The organism is Gaetbulibacter jejuensis (assembly GCF_039524015.1).
Classification (GTDB): domain Bacteria; phylum Bacteroidota; class Bacteroidia; order Flavobacteriales; family Flavobacteriaceae; genus Gaetbulibacter_B; species Gaetbulibacter_B jejuensis.
Genome location: NZ_BAAAGF010000001.1, coordinates 55,012 through 77,352, shown reverse-complemented (window position 1 = coordinate 77,352; position 22,341 = coordinate 55,012). Strand labels below are relative to the sequence as shown.

The following is a 22,341-nucleotide window of genomic DNA, read 5'->3' as shown; positions in this document are numbered from 1 at the left end:
AACACTTAATTCCGTTTAGAATGTTTTGAAGCAATCACGCTTATAGCTAAAATTTGAAATGCGTGAAACATCATAATTGGTAGTAAAATAACGCCTAAAAAAGAAGCATTTTGAAATAGTATTTTCGAAAATACCGTACCATGAACTAACGATTTTTTGGTACCACAAAATTGAGCTGTAATGCGATCTTCAATAGTGAAATTAAGTTTCTTACTTATAAATCCGATTAAGAAATACACGAGCCAAAATAATACAACAGCCAGAAGAAAAACGCCAATTAAGTTGATAATACTTAAGTTGTCAAAAATGCGGTCTAAAAAGGATTTTGAAAAGCTTTTATAGATAATTAATAAAATCACGCTTTTATCAAACAGTGTTATTTTTTTACTGTGTTTTAATGCGAAAGCACCTAAAAAACGTCGTAACAATAAACCAAGAATAACAGGTGCTAAAATTTCCAATAACAATTTTTGATAAACATCGATTAAACTATAATCGGTATTGGTAGAAGTCATAAAAAAACCAATCCAAAGCGGTGTGAGCACAACTCCAATTAGTCCCGAAATACTCGCATTAAAAATAGCAGCAGGAATGTTACCCTTTGCAATAGATACCATAACCACTGAGGACGAAACGGTTGAAGGTAAAGCTGCCAAAAACATAAAAGCTAACCACAACGATTTATTATCGGAAGAAATAAAGGGTTGCACTGCCAACACAATTAAAGGGAAAACTACAAACGTTATACTTTGAATAAGCACATGTAATTTCCAGTTTTTTAACCCTAATTTTATCTGTTCTGGACTCAATTTTAATCCGTAGAAAAAAAAGATGAGTGAAATACCAATACTGCTCAGCGTATTTAAAAGTTTTGCGCTTTCACCAGCACCTAAATGTGGATAAATATATGCTGTTATAACAACGATTATAATAGCAAGAACAAACTTGTCTATTTTCAAATTATAAAAAGATTAAAAAATTAATGCGCCTCAAGCCAGTTGTTACCCGTATCCAACTCAACATCTAACGGTACAGCTAGTTTATAAGCGTTTTCCATTTCGGTTTTAATTAAAGTTGAAATGGTTTCTAGTTCTGGTTTATAAACGTCGAAAACCAATTCATCGTGCACTTGCAGTAGCATTTTTGTTTTGTAATTGCCAGCTTCAAGTTTGTTGTAAATGGCAATCATAGCGAGTTTAATAATGTCGGCAGCACTACCTTGAATTGGCGCATTTACCGCATTACGTTCGGCAGCACCACGAACAACCGCGTTTCTAGAATTGATGTCTTTTAAATATCTGCGACGGCCTAAAACGGTCTGCACATAGCCATGGTCGCGTGCAAAATCGACTTGCTTGCTGATGTAGTTTTTTAACTTCGGATAGGTTTCGTAATACGTGTCGATTAACTCTTTGGCTTCACTACGAGATAAATTAGTTTGATTGCTTAACCCGAAAGCAGAAACGCCATAAATAATACCGAAGTTTACAGTTTTGGCGTTGCTACGTTGTTCGCGTGTGACGTCTTCAATAGCTACATTAAACACTTTTGCAGCGGTTGAAGCGTGAATATCTTCACCGTTGTTAAAGGCTTCAATCATGGTTTCTTCTTCACTTAAGGCTGCGATAATGCGTAATTCAATTTGAGAATAATCGGCAGCTAAAAGGGTGTAATCTTCGCTTCTAGGAATAAACGCCTTTCGCACTTGACGACCACGCTCGGTACGAATAGGAATGTTCTGTAAGTTCGGGTTGTTGCTACTTAAACGACCAGTAGCAGCAACGGTTTGCATATAATCGGTGTGTACTCTTCCTGTGGTTTCTTCAACCTGAAGTGGTAACGCATCAACATAGGTGCTTTTAAGTTTGCTTAAACCTCTAAAGCCAAGAATGTTTTGAATGATTTCGTGGTCTTTAGCCAAATAACTCAATACATCTTCAGCGGTAGAATATTGCCCAGTTTTGGTCTTTTTAGGTTTGTCAACCAGCTTCATTTTTTCAAACAAAATAACACCCAATTGTTTAGGTGAAGCAATGTTGAATTCTTCGCCAGCAGCTTCGTAAATGCGCTTTTCAAGTGTAGCAATATCATTGTTTAGTTGTTCTGCTAGTGATGCTAAAAATTCTTTGTCTAAATTAATGCCTTCCAATTCCATAGCTGCTAAAACGCGCAGTAATGGAATTTCAATATCATCAAACAAGGTTTGCGTATTGGCTTCGCCTAATTCATTTTGAAAATGTTCTTTTAATTGAAGGGTAATGTCGGCATCTTCAACAGCATATTCGGTTTGTTTTTCCAGAGGAACATCGCGCATTGAAAGCTGATTTTTTCCTTTCTTGCCAATTAACGTTTCAATAGAAATTGGTGTGTAATTCAAATAGGTTTCTGCCAAAACATCCATATTGTGGCGCATATCTGGATTGATGAGGTAATGCGCTAACATGGTATCGAACAATTTGCCTTTTACCTCGATGTTGTATTTGGCTAAAACTTTAATGTCGTATTTTAAATTCTGACCAATTTTTTCAATGGTTTCACTTTCAAAAAACGGACGTAACTGTTCAATAAGTTCTTGTGCTTCGGTTTTATCTTCAGGAAATGGCAAGTAAAATCCTTTACCAATTTCCCATGAAAATGCAATACCAACTAATTCGGCAGTTAACGGATTTAAACCTGTGGTTTCAGTATCAAAACACACCGAAGTTTGATTCATTAAATTTTTAATGAAAAGTTTTGTTGCCATACCAGAAGCGACACTTTGGTAAAAATGGCTTGTGGTTTCTGCGGTTTTTCGGGTATGCGATGCTGAGTTTGTTTCGGTATCTACCTCATTAACATCGCCTCCAAATAGAGAAAATTGACCTGCACCAGCTGTTGAGATTGTTTTTGGTTTTACTTTTTCCTCCGTTTTCGATGTTGTTTCAGCAGTTACTTGAGTATCTTCCGCAGCAAAAGTTTTTAAGAAGTTTTCAGTAAGTCGTCTAAACTCTAAATCTTGAAAAATGGTTTTGACTGCTTCAATATCTGGGTCGCACATTTCAAAATCTTTTTCATCAAATTCCACAGGAACATCAAGCATTATGGTAGCCAGTTTTTTCGACAGTAAGCCTAATTCTTGATTAGCTTCAACTTTCTCTTTCATTTTACCTTTCAGTTCGTGGATGTTTTCAAACAAACCTTCTATACTTCCGTAGGCTTTCAAGAATTTTTTCGCAGTTTTTTCGCCAACACCAGGTAAACCTGGGATGTTGTCGCTGGAATCTCCCATCATTCCTAAGAAATCAATTACCTGTAACGGATCTTCAACTTCAAATTTTTTCTGTACTTCTGGAATGCCCCAAGTTTCGTAACCACCTCCAAACGATTTTGGACGGTACATAAAAATATTTTCAGACACTAACTGCGCAAAATCCTTATCAGGTGTAACCATAAAGGTTTGATAACCTTGTTTTTCGGCTTGTTTCGATAGGGTTCCTATAACGTCGTCGGCTTCATAACCTTCCTTCACCATAATAGGAATATGCATTGCTTTTAAAATCTCTTGAATGTAAGGTACGGCAACTTTTATGGCTTCTGGCGTTTCGTCGCGATTGGCTTTGTAAGCCTCAAACATTTCTACTCTATCTGTACTTCCACCTTTATCGAAACATACGGCTAAATGGTCTGGACGCTCACGTTTTATAACATCTAAAAGTGAGTTCATAAAACCCATAATGGCAGACGTATCGATGCCTTTTGAGTTGATTCTTGGATTTTTAATAAAGGCGTAATACCCACGAAAAATTAACGCGTAAGCATCGACTAGGAAAAGACGTTTTTGGTCTGACATTTTTTGAAATTTTGAAGTCTATAAAACTACAAAACTTAAGAATACTAATAAAAAAAGCCGAAACAATTGTTTCGGCTTTTTTTATAATCTTTATTTATTCTAGCAAAGCTTTATGGTCTTTACTTTTATTTGTAAACTTTTTCTGTAAGCTTTAATACTAATAATATCATTGCTTTTTTTGTGGTTTAAGTTCATTAATTCTGATTTGAATTTAGAACTATCTGTAGTCTCTTTTTTAGACTGAGTATCTTCTTTCTTAGTTGTAGTTTCAATAGTATCACTATTTTTGTTAGTAGCGATATCATTTTGTCCTACAGAAAGTAGAGGTAAACTTAAAAAAACTAAAAATATTAAAACTTTTTTCATGACCTTGTTATAAAGGGTTTATTTTAAAATTCTTGTCAAAGAAACGTAACATTTAAGGCTAGTTTAAATATTTTAGATGAAAACAGTCGATTACTAGATAAGATGAAAAGCATGGTAAAAAACATCGGTGAAATGCACAAAATGAGCTTTGAGCCCAATAAAAACGTTGTTTAGAAATGGTAAATAAGAGTGAAAATACCTATTTAAATCTGTTTAACAGTCAGAAAATCAATCAGTTTTCTGTTGGGAATACAACATACAAAGCACGTATAAAGAAACTTAACCGTTTAAAGAACGCATTAGAGTTTACCTATAAACAAAGGCTTAGAGATGCATTGTATAGTGACTTCAAGAAACCACAGTTAGAAACTGACTTAACTGAGATATATCCTGTTATCGATGAAATTAATTTTGTAAAACGAAATCTAAAGTCTTGGTTAAAGCCTCAAAAAGTAGAAACACCCATTTCTCTTTTAGGAAGCTCATCATATATTAAAAACGAGGCAAAAGGTGTTTGTTTAATTATTTCACCATGGAATTTTCCTGTCAATCTTACTTTTGGACCATTAGTCTCTGCAATAGCAGCAGGCAATACTGTAATTTTAAAACCTAGCGAAATGACACCTCATACCTCTAAAGTGATGAGTGATATAATTGAGGAGTTGTTTGACGATAATGAAATTGCGCTAGTTGAAGGAGAGGTAGAAGTTTCTCAGGAACTTTTAAAGCTACCTTTTAATCATATCTTTTTTACAGGTTCTCCACAAGTTGGTAAAATAGTAATGAAAGCAGCTTCGGAGCATTTAACATCAGTAACTTTAGAACTTGGAGGTAAATCGCCAACCATAATTGATGATACCACCAATTTGGATAAAGTGGTGAAGAAAATAATTTTTGGAAAATTCATGAATGTTGGTCAAACCTGTATTGCTCCAGATTATGTATTCATAAACGAAACTATTAAAACAGCATTTATAGCAAGTTTTAAACAGCATTTAGATGAATTCTATTCAGAAAAAGCCTCTGAGTCCAACTCTTTGGCTAGGATAATAAACAGAAAACATTTTGAACGATTAAAGTCTTATTTAGAAGATGCATCATTAAAAAATGCAACTATAGAAATAGGAGGAAGCTATAAAGAAGAAGATAATTATATAGAACCTACTTTAGTTTTTGATGCTTCTGAAGATAGTGCACTGATGAAAAACGAAATTTTTGGACCAATTCTTCCTGTAAAAACTTACGGTAATATTGATGAGGTTATCGACTATATTAATTCAAAAGAAAAGCCGCTTGCCTTATATATTTTCAGTAAAAATAAGAAGACTATAAAACACATTATTAATAACACAAGAGCAGGAAGTACTTGTGTTAACCACAATTTGTTACAGTTTTTAAACCATAATTTACCTTTTGGAGGATCAAACAATAGCGGAATTGGAAAATCGCATGGATATTTTGGCTTTTTGGAATTTACCAATCAACGGTCTGTATTAAAACAACACACTATTGGTGCTGTAGATTTACTAATGCCTCCTTACAATAACTTTAAGCAGAAATTAGTAGACTTAACTATTAAATGGTTTTAAAAAGGAACAACCTAATAGATTGTTCCTTTTTAACTAACTAAACTAAAAAAACACTATTCAATAATAATCTTTTTTATAAAACTTCCGGAGAGCGTTTCAATTTTAAGTAGATAAAGGCCAGATTTTAAATGACTAACATTAATTTGTTCTTTGTAGGTTGAATTAAAAATTTCTTTACCCATTAAGTCATAACATTGTATTGCTGTTATTGTTTGATGGTCAGGAATAGAAATATTGATGTAATCCCTTACTGGATTTGGGTAGATGTTAATGGTGTTTTCTAAAGATTGATCCTCAATTCCTAAAGTATTATCTACCCAAATATCAAAAAACGCATAGGGATGAAACATTTCGTTTTGTCTTTGAAAAGCTCTCAAAATATAGGTTTCTCCTGGGATAAGTCCTTCCACTTGGTCTGATCCTTGAAAGCAATGTATTTCATTACCATTGCAAGCATCAAAAACTGCATAATGGTTGTAAACATAACTTGTGATAGTTAGATTTCCGGGAAGGTTGGGCATAGTGAACTCAAACCAAACATCAACATAATCTTCTAGATTGAATGTGCCACAACCATATTCTTCATTAATCACCGAACCCAATGTGTAAAAGCTTATTTCTTGCGCTGTATCTGTTATGGTGGGAATGGTTTCTGCATTTGCACAAGCATCATTTTCAGCCCTTTCATAGACCCTTAAATTCATGGTTTGAAATTCACTATCAAACAAAGTAGATTCAGTATTGAAAAAACGAATCAAATACGTGTTACCTTCAATTAAATTGTCAATGAGTTTAAAGGAATCTGGCGAGGCTTCTGAAGCATTACAAAATAGCTCATTACCATTGCAAGCATCATAAATGGCGATACCATTTCCTCCAGGAGTGTCAATAAATAAGTTTCCTGTTACAGGCATAGTGACCTGCCACCAAGCGTCTAGAATATAATCTGAATCACCTATGCAGGTTTCTTCAGTGCTAACACTTGCACCTCCTAAATTGAAGTAAATTGCTGTATTATCTGAAGTTAATGTAGGTAGTACTTCGGCATTACTACAGTCATCATTGGCTATGTGGTCATAGGTTCTAAAGCTGAAATGTTCGCCAAATGTTGTAGGTGTGTACAGAGACCTAAACACACGTAATAAATAGGTTTCGCCTGCAGTTAACTCATCGAAAAGCTTGTCTTCAGAGAAACAGTACAATAAATTACCATTACAAGTATCATAAATGGCAGCATTCAAATGGGTTGTGACATTTATGTACAAGTTGCTATCTTCTAGCATTGTAAATTCATACCAAAAATCGGTATAGTCACTAATATCTGTATCATCACAACCTATTTCATGATTATAAACTGCTGAATCCAAGTCTAAATCAATGGTAGTTTCTGTTGTTGTAACCGTAAGAGCTTCTGGAGATGAGCAATCTAAAATAGTTGGGTCAGTCGCTTTTACGGTAAAGGAATTGTAAGACATATTATCCACTTGGTCTTCTTCTCTATATATTTTTAATACATAACTTTCTCCTTGCTCAAGTTCATCAACATACAATGGGATAGAAGTCTCGTAAAATAAAGGCGAACAATAGATTAAAGTACCATTACAAGCATCGTATAATGAAAACTTATTTACAATTGAGGCACTCATTATTTCTAATGACCCATCAACAGGCATTGTAAAACTATACCAAAGATCAGCATAATTATCAGCACTACTTTCATTACAAGCAATTTCATTGTTAATAGTTGCTCCAAGCATACTGAAGTTTATTGTTTGAGTGTTTGTTGTAAGGTTGATGTTTTCTGCATTTAAACAATTGTCATTAAGGCTAAACTCATAAGCTTGAACAGTAAAACTTAAACCGAGATGCGAAAGGGTTGCAGCTTCAGTTCTATAAATGCGTAATTTATAGTTTTGCCCTTGTGTTAATGTTGTTAGTGTTTGTGATTGGTTAAAGCATACTATTTCATTGCCAGCACAAGCATCATACAATACAAAGTTGTTAAATGAAGAGTTACTTTCAATGTTGAAATAACCAGTAACAGGCATTGTAAAATCAAACCACACATCAGTATAATCGTCTGGAGAATCTCCATTACAGCCTACTTCGTTGTTTATTACAGCACCACCTATGTTAAAGTCTACTGATTGAACAGTGTTATCAACAATAATCGTTTCAGAATTATTACATGTGTCATTTGCTGGAGTTTCGTAGGCTCTTATTAAAAAAGATTGATTATTACCATCGTTGTGTAGCAGCCACCTACGAACTCTTAATATATAGGAGTTTCCTTGTATAAGGTCATCAATAAGCTTATTGCTGGTAAAACAGTGCAATTCTGTACCATTACAGCCATTATAAATATTAAATCTGTTTTTAGTAACTGAACCATTAATGTAAATTTTACCTGTAACAGGCATAATAAATTGATACCAAACATCTACATAGTCATCTACCGAATCTCCAGAGCAACCAGATTCATTATTGACAGTTGCGTTAGTTAAATCAAAATCAATATTTTGAAATGATGTGTTTATAGTAATAAATTGTGCGCTAGTACAGGCATCATTACTCGGTTGTGCAAATACTGCTATTCCAAAAAGAACATAAAAAGCCAAAAAAGTAAATCTTGTTTTCATAAGTAATAAAGTTGTGATTAATATAGCGTTGCTAAATTCTTATAATACAGGCAACTCTATTTCATACTTTTGGGTGATTTTTTGAAGAAATGGTTTTGTAAATTTGTTTCACTAACTTGAAAATCAATGTGTAAATTTTTTAGTTTTTGCCTTTTCGTAACCTTAAGTGGTTTGTATTCGTATGCTCAAGATGCCAAACCAGACGCTTATCAGGATAGTTTGCAAACAATTATTGATAGCAACGTTTCTAAAACTCTAAAAAAGGACGCGCTTTTTTTGCTAGGTGAGCATTTGGTACAGCGTGATCCTGATAGAGCTGAAAACATAGCAAATAAGCTTCAGGAGGCTTACATTAAATCAACTGATAGTAGTGCGGTAATACGAAATAACTACATTTTTGCCGCTAGTCATCGTTGGCAAGGCGATTATAAAACGGCTTTAGATTATTATCAATCTATTTACAATTATTCCAAACGAAAAAAGGATTCTATTGACATGGCTAAAAGCGGTCATTTTATAGGAACTATAAATATGTTTTTGGGTAATAATGTTATTTCTCAAAACCACTTGATTGAGGTTGCTAGCATTTATGATAAGCTTGGAACTGCCGAACAAAAAGCTGATATCAATAACTCTTTGGCTGGGTTTTACCTTAACATGGATCAAATTGAAAAAGGTAAAGACAAATACCTTTTAGCTTTAGAACAATATGAGAAACTCAATGACAGTGCTGGTATGGCAAGTGCTAATGCCAATTTAGGGATGCTTTATACTGAATTGGGTGAGTTTGATAAAGCTGAAATGCACCTAATGAAACAAAAAGCGCTGAATTCAGTGTTTCCTACGTTGCGTGAAATGGGCTTTCATTATGATTTTTTAGGTGTGTTAAGGCAAGAACAAGGTAGGTTAAACGATGCTTACCAAGAACATTTAAAAGCTTTAAAAATTCGAGAAAACTTAAGTAGTACATATAATTTGTGCGAATCAAAGCTGAATATGGGTGAAGTACTCATTAAGCTGAAACGTTATCCGGAAGCTATTTCACACTTAAAAGATGTATTTAGCTATGATGAGCATCAATCATTGTATCAGCAACAAGCGGCTTATCAATTACTATCTGAAGCTTATGAAAAAAATGGCGATTATAAATCGTCTCTAATCAATTTTAAAGCCTTTAAAAGGTTGAGTGATTCTATTTATTCGGAAGAATCTATCGAGATTATAGCTGAAAAAGATGCGCGCTACAATCAGCAAAAAAAGGATGCTGAAATTACGTTGCTCAATAAAGAAAAAGAGCTTTCTGAAACTAAATTATCACGATCAAAATCTATTCAACTCATATCGCTTGTAGCCTTGTTATTGTTAAGTATTGCAGCCATTGCTTTATATCAACTTTATCGAAAAATTAAAAGCAAAAACAACACCATTTCCAAGGCGTTAAGTGATAGAGAATTGTTGCTTCATGAAACACATCATCGTGTAAAGAATAATTTACAGATGATATCTAGCTTACTCAATTTACAGTCTAAATATGTAGAAGACCCGAAAGCGCTTGAGGCACTTCAAAATGGAAGAAACCGCGTGCAGTCTATGGCAATTCTTCATAAAAATTTATACACTGGCGAAGATTTAACAACAGTTAATATTCAGAGTTATTTTGAAGGATTGGTTGATAGTATTTTTAGTTCGTATCACAAAACAGGAAAAGAAATTACTGCGACAGTAAAAGCAAAAGATATAGTGCTAGATATTGAAAAGGTAATTCATATTGGGCTTATTGTGAATGAGTTGGTGACCAATTCTTTAAAACACGCTTTTAATAGTGTAGAAGCAAATTTAGAACCAAAAATTCAGATTGAAATGACTGAAACAGCAATGAACTATAACCTTGTTGTTTTTGATAATGGTGTTGGTATTTCAGAAAAAATAATAAAAAGAGGTAAAGAAGAAACCTTTGGACAACGATTAATACGCTCGTTAACGCAAAAGTTGAAAGCAACTATTGAGACTAACAATACTCACGGAACGCATATAAGTATAACAATTCCTAAAACTAATAAAGCAGCTCGTTAAGAAGTGTAATAGTTTCTGACCGTGTATGTGTATTCAGTTTTTCGTAAATATTTTTAATATGGGTTTTAATAGTATTGACACTTACAAATTGCTCATCGGCTAGTTGCTGATTTGTTTTTCCGCTGTAAAGTCCTTTTAGCACATCAAATTCTTTTTGCGTTAAAGGTGTTGTTATTAAATTATTTATTGTGTCGCGATTAAGTGCTACAGGAAGCACAAACTTTGAAAAATTATGTAAGGCAATTTCAATGCTAGAAAATAGTTCGCGCTCATTAAAAGGTTTAACAATATATCCCATAGGGAATGTGTTTTTTGCGCGCTCAATTATGTTTTTACTAGAGTATGACGTTAGGTATAAAAACGGGATTTTACGTGTTTTATTTATGTGTTCAGCAATTTCAAAACCTTCATATTCACCTTCTAAATTTATATCTAAAAGTATTAAGTCAGGTTGCAATTCATCTACTGCTTGTAAAGCGTCATTTTTATCATAGGCAATACCAACCACAAAATAATCTGCACTAGTAAGCATATCTTTTATGTCATCAGAAATGATTGGGTCGTCCTCAATAATAAGTACACGAATGGCTGACATAAGGCATTGTTTTATAATTTAAAGATAGCAATACCTATTTTAATTAAAGGTTAAGTTGTTAAAAAAGTGCTTATTCTGTTTTAATAAAATGATTAGATGTTTGATTGGTATTCTCTCCATCTTGAAATTTCGTCATACTAAAACCGTTATGAATAGAATAACTTCCTGTTTCTCCTTGTTTGTTTACAGCAATGTACCCAACCTGAAAATCCTTGTAATTGCTATTAGGTTTACTAACAATACGATTTATAGCTTCTTCACAAGCTTCTTGCGGCGATTTGCCTTGGCGCATCAGTTCAACCACCAGAAAGCTACCAACTGTTTTTACAACTTCTTCACCCAATCCAGTAGCTACACAAGCACCAATTTCGTTATCTACAAATAAACCAGAACCAATTATTGGGCTATCACCAACACGACCAGCCATTTTATAAGCAAGACCACTTGTTGTACAGGCACCAGAAATATCGCCATTTTCATCAATAGCAAGCATGCCAATAGTATCGTGATTTTCAATATTAATAATAGGTTTGTACTCGCTTTTTACTTTCCATTCCTCCCAAGCTTTTTTTGATGATTCCGTTAGTAAGTTGTCCTTTGGCATTCCTAATTCATAGGCATATTGTTCAGCGCCTTTTCCAGCAAGCATAACATGTGGTGTGTCTTCCATAACTTTACGGGCTACTGAAACAGCATGTACAATATTTTCAAGATATACTACTGATCCACAATTACCATGCTTGTCCATAATACAAGCATCTAACGTTACGTGACCATCACGATCTGGTAAACCACCTTTTCCTACGGAAGTATTATTGACATCGGCTTCTTCAACCATACAACCTTTTTCAACGGCATCTAATGCAGAACCTCCATTTTTTAGAGTTTCCCAAGCTTTTGAAGTAGCATTAGGTACATTCCAAGTAGCAATAACTAATGGAAGTGATGCTTTCGGGTTTGCAACAACTGAAGTTTTTTCGGTTTTTGAATTCTCTTGAGCACATGCAATTATTGATGAACCAACGGTTAATCCAACTCCTGTAAGTGAAGCGTTTTTTATAAAGTGTCTGCGTTTCATAGATTAAAAGTTTTTTTAGAGTTTCGGTAACCATAATACAAGATGTAAGCATAAGCGCAAATCACCAAAAACAAAGCAGGTTTAAATCCGATGTTATCTGTTAGGAATCCGTATGTAGGCGGAATAATAGCGCCACCAACAATAGCAGTACATAAAAGCCCTGAACCTTTTGGTTTTAACGACCCAATACCATCAATAGCCAATGTGAAAATGGTAGGGAACATAATAGAATTGAATAATCCTACCGCTAAAATACTCCACATTGAAACCAATCCTGTTGTACTAATAGATATCAAGATTAAAGCAACAGCACAAGTAGCAAATATACCAAGTACTTTTCCTGGGTTAATGATTTTGGTTAAGTACGAACCTATAAAGCGACCAATCATAGCACCTGACCAATAAAAGGTAACAAATACACCAACAACTGCTTTGTCATCTTTTTCAGCTAAACCAGAATTTAATAGCGATTCAGCGATTGATTTCATAAAGCCTTCTTCTTTGATGAGTGATACTAAATTCATATCCATAAAATAATTTACCAAGTAACTACCTATAGCAACTTCGGCTCCTACATAACAGAAAATACCAAATACACCAAGCATAAGGTTTTTCTGTTTTAAGGCATCTTTATATGTCCCTGTTTCGGTTTCGCTAATAAGTTTTGGGAGTTTAGCAAAAAAGAAATAGATAGCAATAAGCACGATAAATAACGCTAGACCAATAAAAGGTGTTTGAACAGCTGAAGCTTCAGCAATTAAATATTGTTCTTTGGCAGTGCCAACCAAAGCATCTATTTCGTCTTTAGTTTTAATTTTATCACTTAAAATGAATAATGCACCAATGGCAGGAGCAATTGCAGTTCCTAATGAATTGAAGGCTTGCGATAAATTTAATCGACTAGATGCTCCATCTTCAGAACCTAAAACTGCAACATACGGATTTGCTGCTACCTGTAAAATGGTAATGCCTCCAGCTAAAATAAAATAAGCCAACATAAATATTCCGAATACACGATAGGATGCTGCAGGATAAAACAACAAGCAACCTAATGCCATAGTAACCAAGCCTAGAATAATTCCTTTTTTATAACCAATTTTTGAGAGGATATAACTCGCAGGAATTGACAGTAAGAAAAAGGCACCAAAAAATGCAAATTGAACCATACCTGCTTGGAAGTAGGTGAGTGTGAAAAGCTCTCTTAGTCGAGGTATAAGTGAATCGACTAAAACTGTTATAAATCCCCAAAGGAAAAATAATACAGTAAGTAGAATGAATGATGAGCGATAGGATTTTTGTTGGTTCATGATTAAATGTTAGTTAGTTTTATTTAATAGTAATTTCATCAGCAAATAGCCAGCTTCTTCCGTCGTGTTCGTGACCTAAATGCCATTCAGGAAGTTCGCCTAGTGTTTTGGCTTTTATTTTTATGTAACGGTATTTTTTTGGCACTTCTTTAAAGTGAAATTGTTTGATTTCTACGTTTTCATTTGGAGAAATGTTTTCTGATGTGCGAGGTAAATCAATAGGTATAAATGTTTCTCCATCAGTAGAACCAAAACAAGTAACTTCAGTAGGATAAAATATCCAAGAGCGTTGGTCTTCCAGGAAGTTTATGGTAACCAGATTAACAAGGGTTTCTTTTCCTAAATCTACTGTTGCTATCAAATCAGTATTATGATACCCTTGCCAAGTACCAGTTCTGAAATCTTGGGTTCCAAGAATACCATCAATTAAAGCATCATTGCCACCACCATTGTATTGGTTGGCGTATTCGGTTTCAAGAGTAATAGAAAGGTTAGGATCTATTTTATAAAACTTGGTTTCAACCGTTGCGCTTTTGGTTTTGTTTTTTTCTGAATACACTTTTAAGTTTGTAGCTTCTGAAATTGTAAAAGGCGCATCGTATAATTTAAAATCTTCATCATTCAAACTATAAAAAATGGAAGCGCTTTTATCTACATTTTCTAAAACAACTTCAGTTTTCCCTTTAAAAGCGACATCGCCTTCTGCAATAAAAGGTACAGGAACAACGAGGTGTTCGTCAATACTTGTTTTAGGTTCTTGTCCTTCACGACTTCCCCAAACAGCTGGATTGTCGGTCATTTTAAATTCCAATGTGCCACCTTCTGCAATTTCGTGATGATAAATAAATGTTCTGTCAAGCGATTTTCCGTTGAGGTAAACATGCTCAATGTAAATGTTTTTATCATTTAGATTGGTAGCAATAACATTAAATTGCTTGCCATTTTCCATATTGATTGTGGCTTTGTCAAATAAAGGTGTGCCAATAATATACTCATTACTTGCTGGAGTCACAGGATAGAATCCCATTGATGAAAACACATACCATGCGCTCATTTGTCCACAATCCTCATTACCCGAAATACCATCAGGTGTGTTAGTGTACAATTCGGTTAAAATTTGGTGTACGCGTTCTTGAGTTTTATGTGGCCTATTTACAAAATCATAAAGGTAAGCCATGTGGTGACTTGGCTCATTACCATGTGCATATTGTCCAATTAAACCTGTAATATCTACTTGATGACGTCCAGAAGTTTTGTCATTGGCAGTAAATAACGTGTCTAATTGGGTTTCGAGTTTATCTTTTCCGCCTAATAAATTCATAAACCCAGAAATGTCTTGAGGCACATAAAAACTGTATTGCCAAGAATTGGCTTCAGTATAATTGAAGTTCACTTCATAAGGATCAAAAGGTGCAAACCATGTATTTCTAAAACGACCACGCATAAATTTGGTTTCTGGGTCGTAACTGTTTTTATAATATTGCGCGCATTCCGTATAAGTTTTGTAGTCTTCGGTTTTGTTCATGGCTTTTGCCATTTGAGCAATGGTCCAGTCGTCATAGGCATATTCCAAAGTTTTTGAAACCGATTCGCTTTCTTCTTCTACAGGAATAAATCCAAATTCTTTGTAGCTTTTCAATCCTAATTTATCTCTTGTTGCACTGTGTTTCATGGCTTCAAAAGCTTTTTCGGTGTTGTACTCACGAATCCCTTTTAAGTAAGCATCAGCAATTACAGGTACTGCGTGATAACCAATCATACAACCCGTGTAATTAGCGCTTAAATCCCAAATAGGCATGATGCCACCTTCATCATATTTTGCTAAAAATGTATTGATGAAATCGTTCGTTCGGTCTTCTTCAATAATGGTGTAAAGCGGATGCGCTGCACGATAGGTATCCCAAAGTGAGAACACTGTGTAATACTCAAAATCTTTAGTTTCATGAATTTCCAAATCCATACCACGATATCTTCCATCAACATCTTGATATAAGTTTGGCGCAATCATGGTGTGATATAATGCTGTGTAAAAGTTGGTTTTGTAGTCATTATTTGTGCTTTCAACCACAATTTTTTCTAGTTGCTGCTCCCAAGTGTTTTGAGCTTCGGTTTTAATATCGTCAAAGGTTTTGTCTCCTATTTCAGTTTCCCAATTACGTTTTGCACCAGCTTCATCAACTGCTGAAATACCTGTTTTAATATAAATAGGATCATTGTTCGGGTTTTTGAATTTTATTGCAGCCTTTTTGCTTTGGTATTTGTAGTTTTTAGAAACTTTAGTATCATTTTCAACATAAGAAATACTTTCAATAGGTTTTGAAAAATGCATATCAAAAAACAAACGTTGGTCTGTTGCCCAAGCTTTGGAATGTCTATAGCCTTTAATCGATTGACTATCTACCATCTGAATTTTATAGTCCAAAAGTTGGTCGCGATGGTCTAAATCTAAAATCACGTATTGATTTTCAGAAGAAGGAAATTGGTATTTATGTATACCACTTCGTTTAGAAACTGTCAGCTCTACGTCAATTTCTGTAGAATCTAAATGTACTTTATAATAACCTGGTTCAGCTATTTCGTTGTCATGAGAAAAATGTGCTCTGTAACCTGATTGTCCATCAGCTCCATTGTTAAAAGCAACCTTGTTTGTTGGCATTAATAAAATGTCACCATAGTCAGAAACTCCTGTTCCGCTTAAATGTGTATGTGAAAAGCCATAGATATATTCATCTGAATAATGATAACCAGAGCAACCATCCCAACCATCGAGTCGCGTATCTGGAGACAGTTGCATCATACCAAAAGGCATAGTTGCTCCAGGATAGGTGTGACCATGACCACCAGTACCAATAAAAGGATTAACATAAGAAATTAAAGATTTGTTTTTTTGAGCAGGTTCAAATGGTTTGTTTTCAGTGCATCCAAAAAAAATGGACGTCAATAAAACAATAAAAAAGCAACGTTTCATGCTGAGGTATTAAATTGGAGGCAAAAGATACTAAATCTTAACATATAGTTAAATATAAAATGATTGAAGATAAAAGATTTTAAATTCGGTTATCTTTGATTAAATTTAGTTTATGTCGAGATGGATTATTAGGCTTGTGATACTTTCAGCTATTATTTTGGTAGCTGAAATTTATGCTTTTCAAGCCTTAAAAACGGTTACTAAAAGTCGTGTTGTTAAATGGAGTTGGCTAGGTGTTTCTGCATTAGTTTATGCTAACTTAATATATGTAATGTTTTCTACTCCAAGAAGTTTAGGGCAAACCATGCAGTTTCAGTATGCGGTTGGCTTTATGCTTACAATTCTTATCCCAAAAGCAATATTAATTATAATGATGTTTGGCGAAGATATTGTACGAGTTATTCTAAAACTTGTTTCAGTATTTTCAAGTGGAGAAACGCAATCTTTTGTTGGTAGACGTGTTTTTGTTTCTAAGTTGGCTTTAGGGTTAGCAGCTATTCCATTTGCTTCATTTTTATATGGAATTATCCAAGGAAGATATAACTACAAGGTTTTAAAATATCAATTGTCTTTTGAAGATTTACCTGAGGCTTTTGATGGCTTAACCATTACACAAATTTCCGACATACATTCAGGGAGTTTTACTAATAAGAACAAAATACAGTATGGTGTTGATTTAATTAACGAACAAAAATCAGACATTATTCTTTTTACTGGTGATATTGTAAACAATAAGGCTGATGAAATGGATACTTGGGTTGATGTTTTTAAGCAGCTAGATGCACCAATGGGTAAGTTTTCAGTATTAGGAAATCATGATTATGGCGACTATGTTGATTGGTTAACAAATGAAGATAAGATTAACAATTTTAAAGCGGTAAAAGACATTCATCCAAAAATAGGATTTGAATTATTACTGAATGAGAACCGTTACATAGAGAAAGACGGTCAGAAAATTGCTATTGTAGGTGTTGAAAACTGGGGAAAAGGGTTTAATCAATCAGGTGATTTGGTTAAAGCTTCCGAAGGAATAAATAAAGACGATTTTAAAATATTGCTATCTCACGATCCATCTCATTGGGAGTACATGGTAAAGAAAGACGATTTTAATTATCAACTTACACTTAGTGGTCACACTCATGGATTGCAAATGGGAATTGAAATTCCAGGGATTTTCAAATGGAGTCCTTCTCAGTATGTTTATAAACAATGGGCAGGTTTATATGAAGAGTTTGGAAGATATATAAATGTTAATAGAGGTTTTGGTTATCATGCGTTTCCAGGACGAGTTGGTATATGGCCAGAAGTAACTGTTATAGAGCTCAAAAAGGGAACAAAAAACGCTTAATTGCAAGGAAATGTTATATTTACTCTTAAAATTGCTTATTTTTATAAATAAGTAAGAGTGAATCTACTAGATGATATTAGTTAAATCATGCCTAAAATCATCTAGGTTTAATAACAACATTTGACTTAAAACTTTAAAGTATGTCAAAATTTGGGGAATTAATAGATGTTAACATTCCTGTTCTGTTAGACTTTTTTACAGAATGGAATGAGCAATCCAAGGCAATGCATGCTGTGTTAAGAGACGTTGCAGCTGCTCTTGGTGATAAGGCAAAGGTCATTAAAATTGACGTTGATAAAAACAAAGAGCTTGCTGAAGCTTTAAGGGTTAAAGGCTTACCAACACTAATTATCTACAAAGGTGGTGAAATGAAATGGCGTCACAGTGGTGAGCAAGACGCTAATACTTTAATAGGTATTATTCAAGAGTATATCTAATCAGGTATAACTATATTCTTAAAAGAAAATCCAAGATTGCTATAGTGTTCTAAAACTTTAGGTAAAGCATATTGCAGATTTGAAGCAGCTTTGAGGCTATCATGAAAAACAATAATGCTCCCTTTTTTTGTTTTAGAGATTACATTTTCTAAACAAGCTGCATTAGATATTGTAGCATCCCAATCAAAAGACAATACATCCCACATAATAATTTTATAACCCATTTGAATTAACTCGTTAGCTTGCTTGGGTTTTATTTTTCCGTAAGGAGGACGAAACAACTTAGATGTTTGTTGTTGTTCTATTAAAGATTGGGTTTTTAAAACATCGTCTATATATTCTTGTTTTTGGGTTTTCCAGCCTTTTAAATGGTTGTAGGTATGGTTACCAATGCTATGACCTTCATTGATTATATCCTGAAAAATATCTGGATGCTTTTCAATATTACGACCAATACAAAAGAATGTTGCTTTTGCATTGTATTGTTTTAATGTGTTTAGAGTCCAGTGTGTTATTTCAGGTGTTGGACCATCATCAAAAGTGAGATAAATTGTTTTTTGTTCAGTGGGAATGTCCCAAATGTAATTTGGAAACATCTTCTTTATCACCAAAGGTGTTTTAGTAGGAGTTATTTTCATACGAAAACCCTAACAATTTATTCCATATTAAAAAGACTATCAACCGAGTCGTTTGATATGATATCTAAGTCATCCATTAAAGGCTGCTCATCATCTTCTGGTTCGTCTCCAGCAAAGTGATTGAAAAGCTTAAGGTAATTGTTAAACCTTTCAGTTTCTTCTAAAGCAAAATCACCATCTTTATAAATCACTAATATATCTACTAAAGCACGATAGCGTTCAATATCAGTAACAATTTCGTCAAGATAACGTGTTTGATTTTCAATAGATAACCCACTGTAATAGGTTAAACTTTCTTGGTATTTTTTACTTACCTTTTTAAATAGGTCTCTACCTTTTTCAACTTTGTCTACTTCGTAGTAAGCACTAATGTATGGTTCTAAAAGTGTGTAATACCCAAAAATATCAACAGGCATTTTTTCCATAGCTAAATCAGCTACTTTTTCAGCTTTATCGTACTCCTCTTCATTAATTAGTTGTTCAACCAAACGCGCAAGATTGCCTCTGTAAGTTATCCCATTCTTTCTGGATTCGGTATCATGGTATACGTTTTCGTTACCACTATTTCCCCAATCCCAAGCCATAACTTTTTCGTACATTAATTCGCTATCTACACGTCCCATATCAAATGGGTTTGCTCTGTCAACAGGTGTTTTTATTGGCACAAGTTTGTAGCATAAACCGTCTAGTTGCAGGTAGTCTTTCATCCAGATATAGTCATCGTCACCAAATGCACCTCCAGTAAAATAAATTGGACGTTCCCAATTGTTGTTAGCTACTATATCTAACATCAGTAATCTGTTTTTATATAAAGCGCCTCCTTTTATTTCAACGTCTAAATAAGGTAGTATTTTATCAGCATCTTTAGGTTTTACGATACCATGTTCTAAAACAGAAGCTTTGTCAACAGGAACTCTAATGTGAGATGTTGGAAAATAGTTAGAGTTTAATAAATTACTTGGGTAGTAGCTAAGGTCTTCACCTTCTCGTTGAAGAATATATTTTAGCTTGTATCTAGGATCGTCACTACTTACAAAGTTCATAAAGTCTTTTATCATAAGCGTGTCTTTGGTAATTTCCCTTCTCATGATATAGTCTCTTGTTCCAAACTTATATTGGTCATGCGTTAGTTGAGAAGGAATTGGGTCACTCTCATACGCTTTTCGTTTCATTTGATCGATATACCAATCGGTTTGGAATAAACTAGTATTTACAACTCTTACGTCAGTTCGTATTCCTTCAATTTCTTGAGCATACCAAAGCGGGAATGTATCATTATCACCAATAGTAAATAAAATGGCATTTGGCGCACAAGATTGTAAATACTTAATAGCCATTGCATGGGCTGTTTCTCTTTCAGACCTGTCATGGTCATCCCAATTGTTTGCTGCAAGAATTCCTGGTACAAGAATTAAACACACAAGTGTTATTGATGGCGCTAAGAATTTTGAAGACGAATACTTTTTTAAGCCTTCAAAAATAGAGTATACTCCAAAACCAATCCAAATGGCAAACACATAAAACGAACCAACAACCGAATAGTCTCTTTCTCTAGGCTCAAAAGGTCGAATATTTGTATAGAACTGAATTGCTAAACCTGTAAACAAAAAGAAAACTAGCATAGTCCAAAACAGTTTTTTGTCTTTACTGAGTAAAAATAAAAACCCTATAAGCCCTAAGATAAGCGGTAAGAAATAGTAGGTGTTTCGTGCTTTATTGTTTTCTACATCGCTTGGTAAGTTTTTTTGCGACATGCCTAAATGCATTTCGTCAATAAAATCAATACCACTTATCCAATTACCGTGTAAATCATCATATTTTCCTTGAATATCATCTTGTCTTCCTACAAAGTTCCACATAAAATAACGCCAATACATATAACCTAATTGGTACTCTAACATGTATCCAGCATTTTGAAGTAATGACGGTTTTTCAATGTCTAAAAATTCTTGACCGTATCTTTTAAGGAATAAATGGTAATCTTCATAATCAATTCTACCTTCAGCAACTTGCTGTCTAAAATCATTAACCAAAGCTCTTACTTGGTTTTCCATTTGATATTCTGGCTTGATTTTAAAATCTAGTAGGCCAGTAAACATCATATAGTTTTCGGCATGCTCTGTACTCCACATTCTTGGTAAAATAGAAGCTTGCTCAGAATTGTAGTTTTGTTTGGCGTTTTTCCAATCGTTTACAACAATATACTTTCCAGACTTTTCGTCTTTTTCGTATTTAGGTTTATCATCAATAAAAGGTTGATTGGCATCATAACCAGTGTATTGCTCGGTAAACAATGGTCCATAGAACAAATGAGTTTCTGGGTATTGCTCTAAGTTATAATATGCTAAAAGTTCTCTAGCACTAGAAGGGTTGTTTTCGTTAATAACAACTTGCGCATTGGCTCTAATTGGTAGCATCAACCATGAAGAAAAACCAATAATGATAAACGTTAAACAAAGAATTCCTGTGTTTAAATGCTTGTAGTTTTTTTGACGAGTATATTTTAATCCGAAATAAATCATAGCAATTAAAACAATTCCAGCAATAATTGAACCTGAGTTAAAAGGTAATCCTATGCTATTTACAAAGAATAATTCCGAAGCACTAAACGCTCTCATAATATTTGGAGCTAATAGTTTAAACACAAAAAGTAATATAGCTACTGCTACTACATTGGCAATAATGAAGTTTTTAACCGTTATTTCTTTGTAGTTTTTAAAGTAATAGATAAGTCCAATAGCAGGTATGGTCAATAATCCCATAAAGTGAACACCAAAAGACATACCTATAACAAAAGCTATTAAAATTAACCATCTGTTACCTCTAGGAGTATTCATGTCTTGTTCCCAACGTAACCCTAACCAGAACATAATAGACATAATTAAGGCAGCCATTGCATATACTTCTGTTTCAACAGCATTAAACCAAAATGAATCGGTAAAAGTAAAAGCTAAACTCCCTACAAGAGCACTTCCTAAGATGGCAACGTTTTGTTGTTTAGACAATAAAGTAGTGTCATATTCATCATTGATAGCCTCTTTTTTAGGTAGTGAAGCAACTGCTAGTTTCCTTAAAAGTAGGCTTATGGTCCAAAACATAAACAAGATTGTAAATGCACTTGCTACAGCACTCATCATATTTAACATCATACCAACTTGAGAAGGTTCAAGAGCAAACATTGAGAAAAATGCACCCATCATTTGAAAAAATGGAGCTCCAGGAGGATGTCCAACTTGTAGCTTGGAAGAAGTTAAAATATACTCTCCAGCATCCCAAAAGCTAACTGTTGGTTCTATGGTTAGCGCATATGTAATAAGGGCTACGGTAAAAGCAAACCATCCTAAAATGGTATTCCATTTCTTGAAGTTGAAATGTGTCATATGTGTTAAGTATTGTTGCGGGCGAATTTAATAATAAATATGATAAACACTAAGGTTTTTAAGTAAACGTTAAGGTTTTTAAATTATTTTCTTG

The 22,341-nt window shown here is 34.0% G+C and carries 14 protein-coding genes; 4 read left to right on the top strand and 10 right to left on the bottom strand.

Annotated features, from left to right (window positions below):
* Window positions 1-5: 5 nt before the first annotated feature.
* The 3 genes from ABD011_RS00290 to ABD011_RS00280 form a co-directional block, all read right to left on the bottom strand.
* Window positions 6-959 carry a bile acid:sodium symporter family protein gene (locus tag ABD011_RS00290; RefSeq protein ID WP_343795060.1) on the bottom strand — a complete coding sequence of 318 codons (954 nt, stop codon included), beginning with the start codon at window positions 957-959 and terminating at the stop codon, window positions 6-8.
* A 20-nt stretch (window positions 960-979) separates the two neighbouring features.
* On the bottom strand, window positions 980-3,829 hold the full coding sequence (polA, locus tag ABD011_RS00285) for a DNA polymerase I (RefSeq protein ID WP_343795059.1): 2,850 nt from the start codon (window positions 3,827-3,829) through the stop codon (window positions 980-982).
* A gap of 99 nt (window positions 3,830-3,928) precedes the next feature.
* Window positions 3,929-4,195, bottom strand: coding sequence for a hypothetical protein (locus tag ABD011_RS00280; protein ID WP_129760939.1), 267 nt, complete (start codon window positions 4,193-4,195; stop codon window positions 3,929-3,931).
* A gap of 176 nt (window positions 4,196-4,371) precedes the next feature.
* On the opposite strand from ABD011_RS00280, the gene ABD011_RS00275 reads away from it, so the two are divergent.
* Window positions 4,372-5,784, top strand: coding sequence for an aldehyde dehydrogenase family protein (locus ABD011_RS00275; protein ID WP_343795058.1), 1,413 nt, complete (start codon window positions 4,372-4,374; stop codon window positions 5,782-5,784).
* 53 nt (window positions 5,785-5,837) lie between these two features.
* Here ABD011_RS00275 and ABD011_RS00270 read toward each other — a convergent pair whose 3' ends face one another.
* Window positions 5,838-8,423, bottom strand: a complete 2,586-nt coding sequence (locus ABD011_RS00270) for a T9SS type A sorting domain-containing protein (protein ID WP_343795057.1) — start codon at window positions 8,421-8,423, stop codon at window positions 5,838-5,840.
* A 126-nt stretch (window positions 8,424-8,549) separates the two neighbouring features.
* On the opposite strand from ABD011_RS00270, the gene ABD011_RS00265 reads away from it, so the two are divergent.
* The gene (locus ABD011_RS00265) at window positions 8,550-10,496 is read left to right on the top strand and encodes a histidine kinase dimerization/phosphoacceptor domain -containing protein (protein WP_343795056.1); all 1,947 of its coding nucleotides are present in this window, start codon (window positions 8,550-8,552) and stop codon (window positions 10,494-10,496) included.
* Here ABD011_RS00265 and ABD011_RS00260 read toward each other — a convergent pair.
* The 4 genes from ABD011_RS00260 to ABD011_RS00245 all read right to left on the bottom strand — a co-directional run bounded on the left by ABD011_RS00260 (window position 10,477) and on the right by ABD011_RS00245 (window position 16,444).
* A complete protein-coding gene (locus ABD011_RS00260; RefSeq protein WP_131508799.1) occupies window positions 10,477-11,091 on the bottom strand; it encodes a response regulator in 615 nt (204 codons plus the stop codon). The two genes, ABD011_RS00265 and ABD011_RS00260, sit on opposite strands and share 20 nt — an antisense overlap.
* A gap of 70 nt (window positions 11,092-11,161) precedes the next feature.
* Complete coding sequence (locus ABD011_RS00255) at window positions 11,162-12,169, bottom strand: isoaspartyl peptidase/L-asparaginase family protein (RefSeq protein WP_129760944.1); 1,008 nt, start codon at window positions 12,167-12,169, stop codon at window positions 11,162-11,164.
* Window positions 12,166-13,476 carry a sugar MFS transporter gene (locus ABD011_RS00250; RefSeq protein ID WP_343795055.1) on the bottom strand — a complete coding sequence of 437 codons (1,311 nt, stop codon included), beginning with the start codon at window positions 13,474-13,476 and terminating at the stop codon, window positions 12,166-12,168. Before ABD011_RS00250 ends, ABD011_RS00255 begins: the two co-directional genes overlap by 4 nt.
* 19 nt (window positions 13,477-13,495) lie before the next feature.
* The gene (locus tag ABD011_RS00245; RefSeq protein WP_343795054.1) at window positions 13,496-16,444 is read right to left on the bottom strand and encodes a GH92 family glycosyl hydrolase; all 2,949 of its coding nucleotides are present in this window, start codon (window positions 16,442-16,444) and stop codon (window positions 13,496-13,498) included.
* Between the two features lie 112 nt (window positions 16,445-16,556).
* Between ABD011_RS00245 and ABD011_RS00240 the strand changes: the two genes are divergently transcribed.
* Together ABD011_RS00240 and ABD011_RS00235 are read left to right on the top strand one after the other, a co-directional pair.
* Window positions 16,557-17,792 carry a metallophosphoesterase gene (locus tag ABD011_RS00240; RefSeq protein ID WP_134200684.1) on the top strand — a complete coding sequence of 412 codons (1,236 nt, stop codon included), beginning with the start codon at window positions 16,557-16,559 and terminating at the stop codon, window positions 17,790-17,792.
* A 140-nt stretch (window positions 17,793-17,932) separates the two neighbouring features.
* Window positions 17,933-18,229 carry a thioredoxin family protein gene (locus ABD011_RS00235; protein WP_129760948.1) on the top strand — a complete coding sequence of 99 codons (297 nt, stop codon included), beginning with the start codon at window positions 17,933-17,935 and terminating at the stop codon, window positions 18,227-18,229.
* Here the strand turns inward: ABD011_RS00235 and ABD011_RS00230 are convergent.
* On the bottom strand, window positions 18,226-18,867 hold the full coding sequence (locus ABD011_RS00230; RefSeq protein WP_343795053.1) for a polysaccharide deacetylase family protein: 642 nt from the start codon (window positions 18,865-18,867) through the stop codon (window positions 18,226-18,228). The genes ABD011_RS00235 and ABD011_RS00230 overlap by 4 nt on opposite strands.
* Before the next feature lie 17 nt (window positions 18,868-18,884).
* Window positions 18,885-22,247 (bottom strand): glycosyltransferase family 117 protein, encoded by a 3,363-nt coding sequence (locus ABD011_RS00225; RefSeq protein WP_343795052.1) that lies wholly within the window; start codon window positions 22,245-22,247, stop codon window positions 18,885-18,887.
* Window positions 22,248-22,341 lie beyond the last annotated feature (94 nt).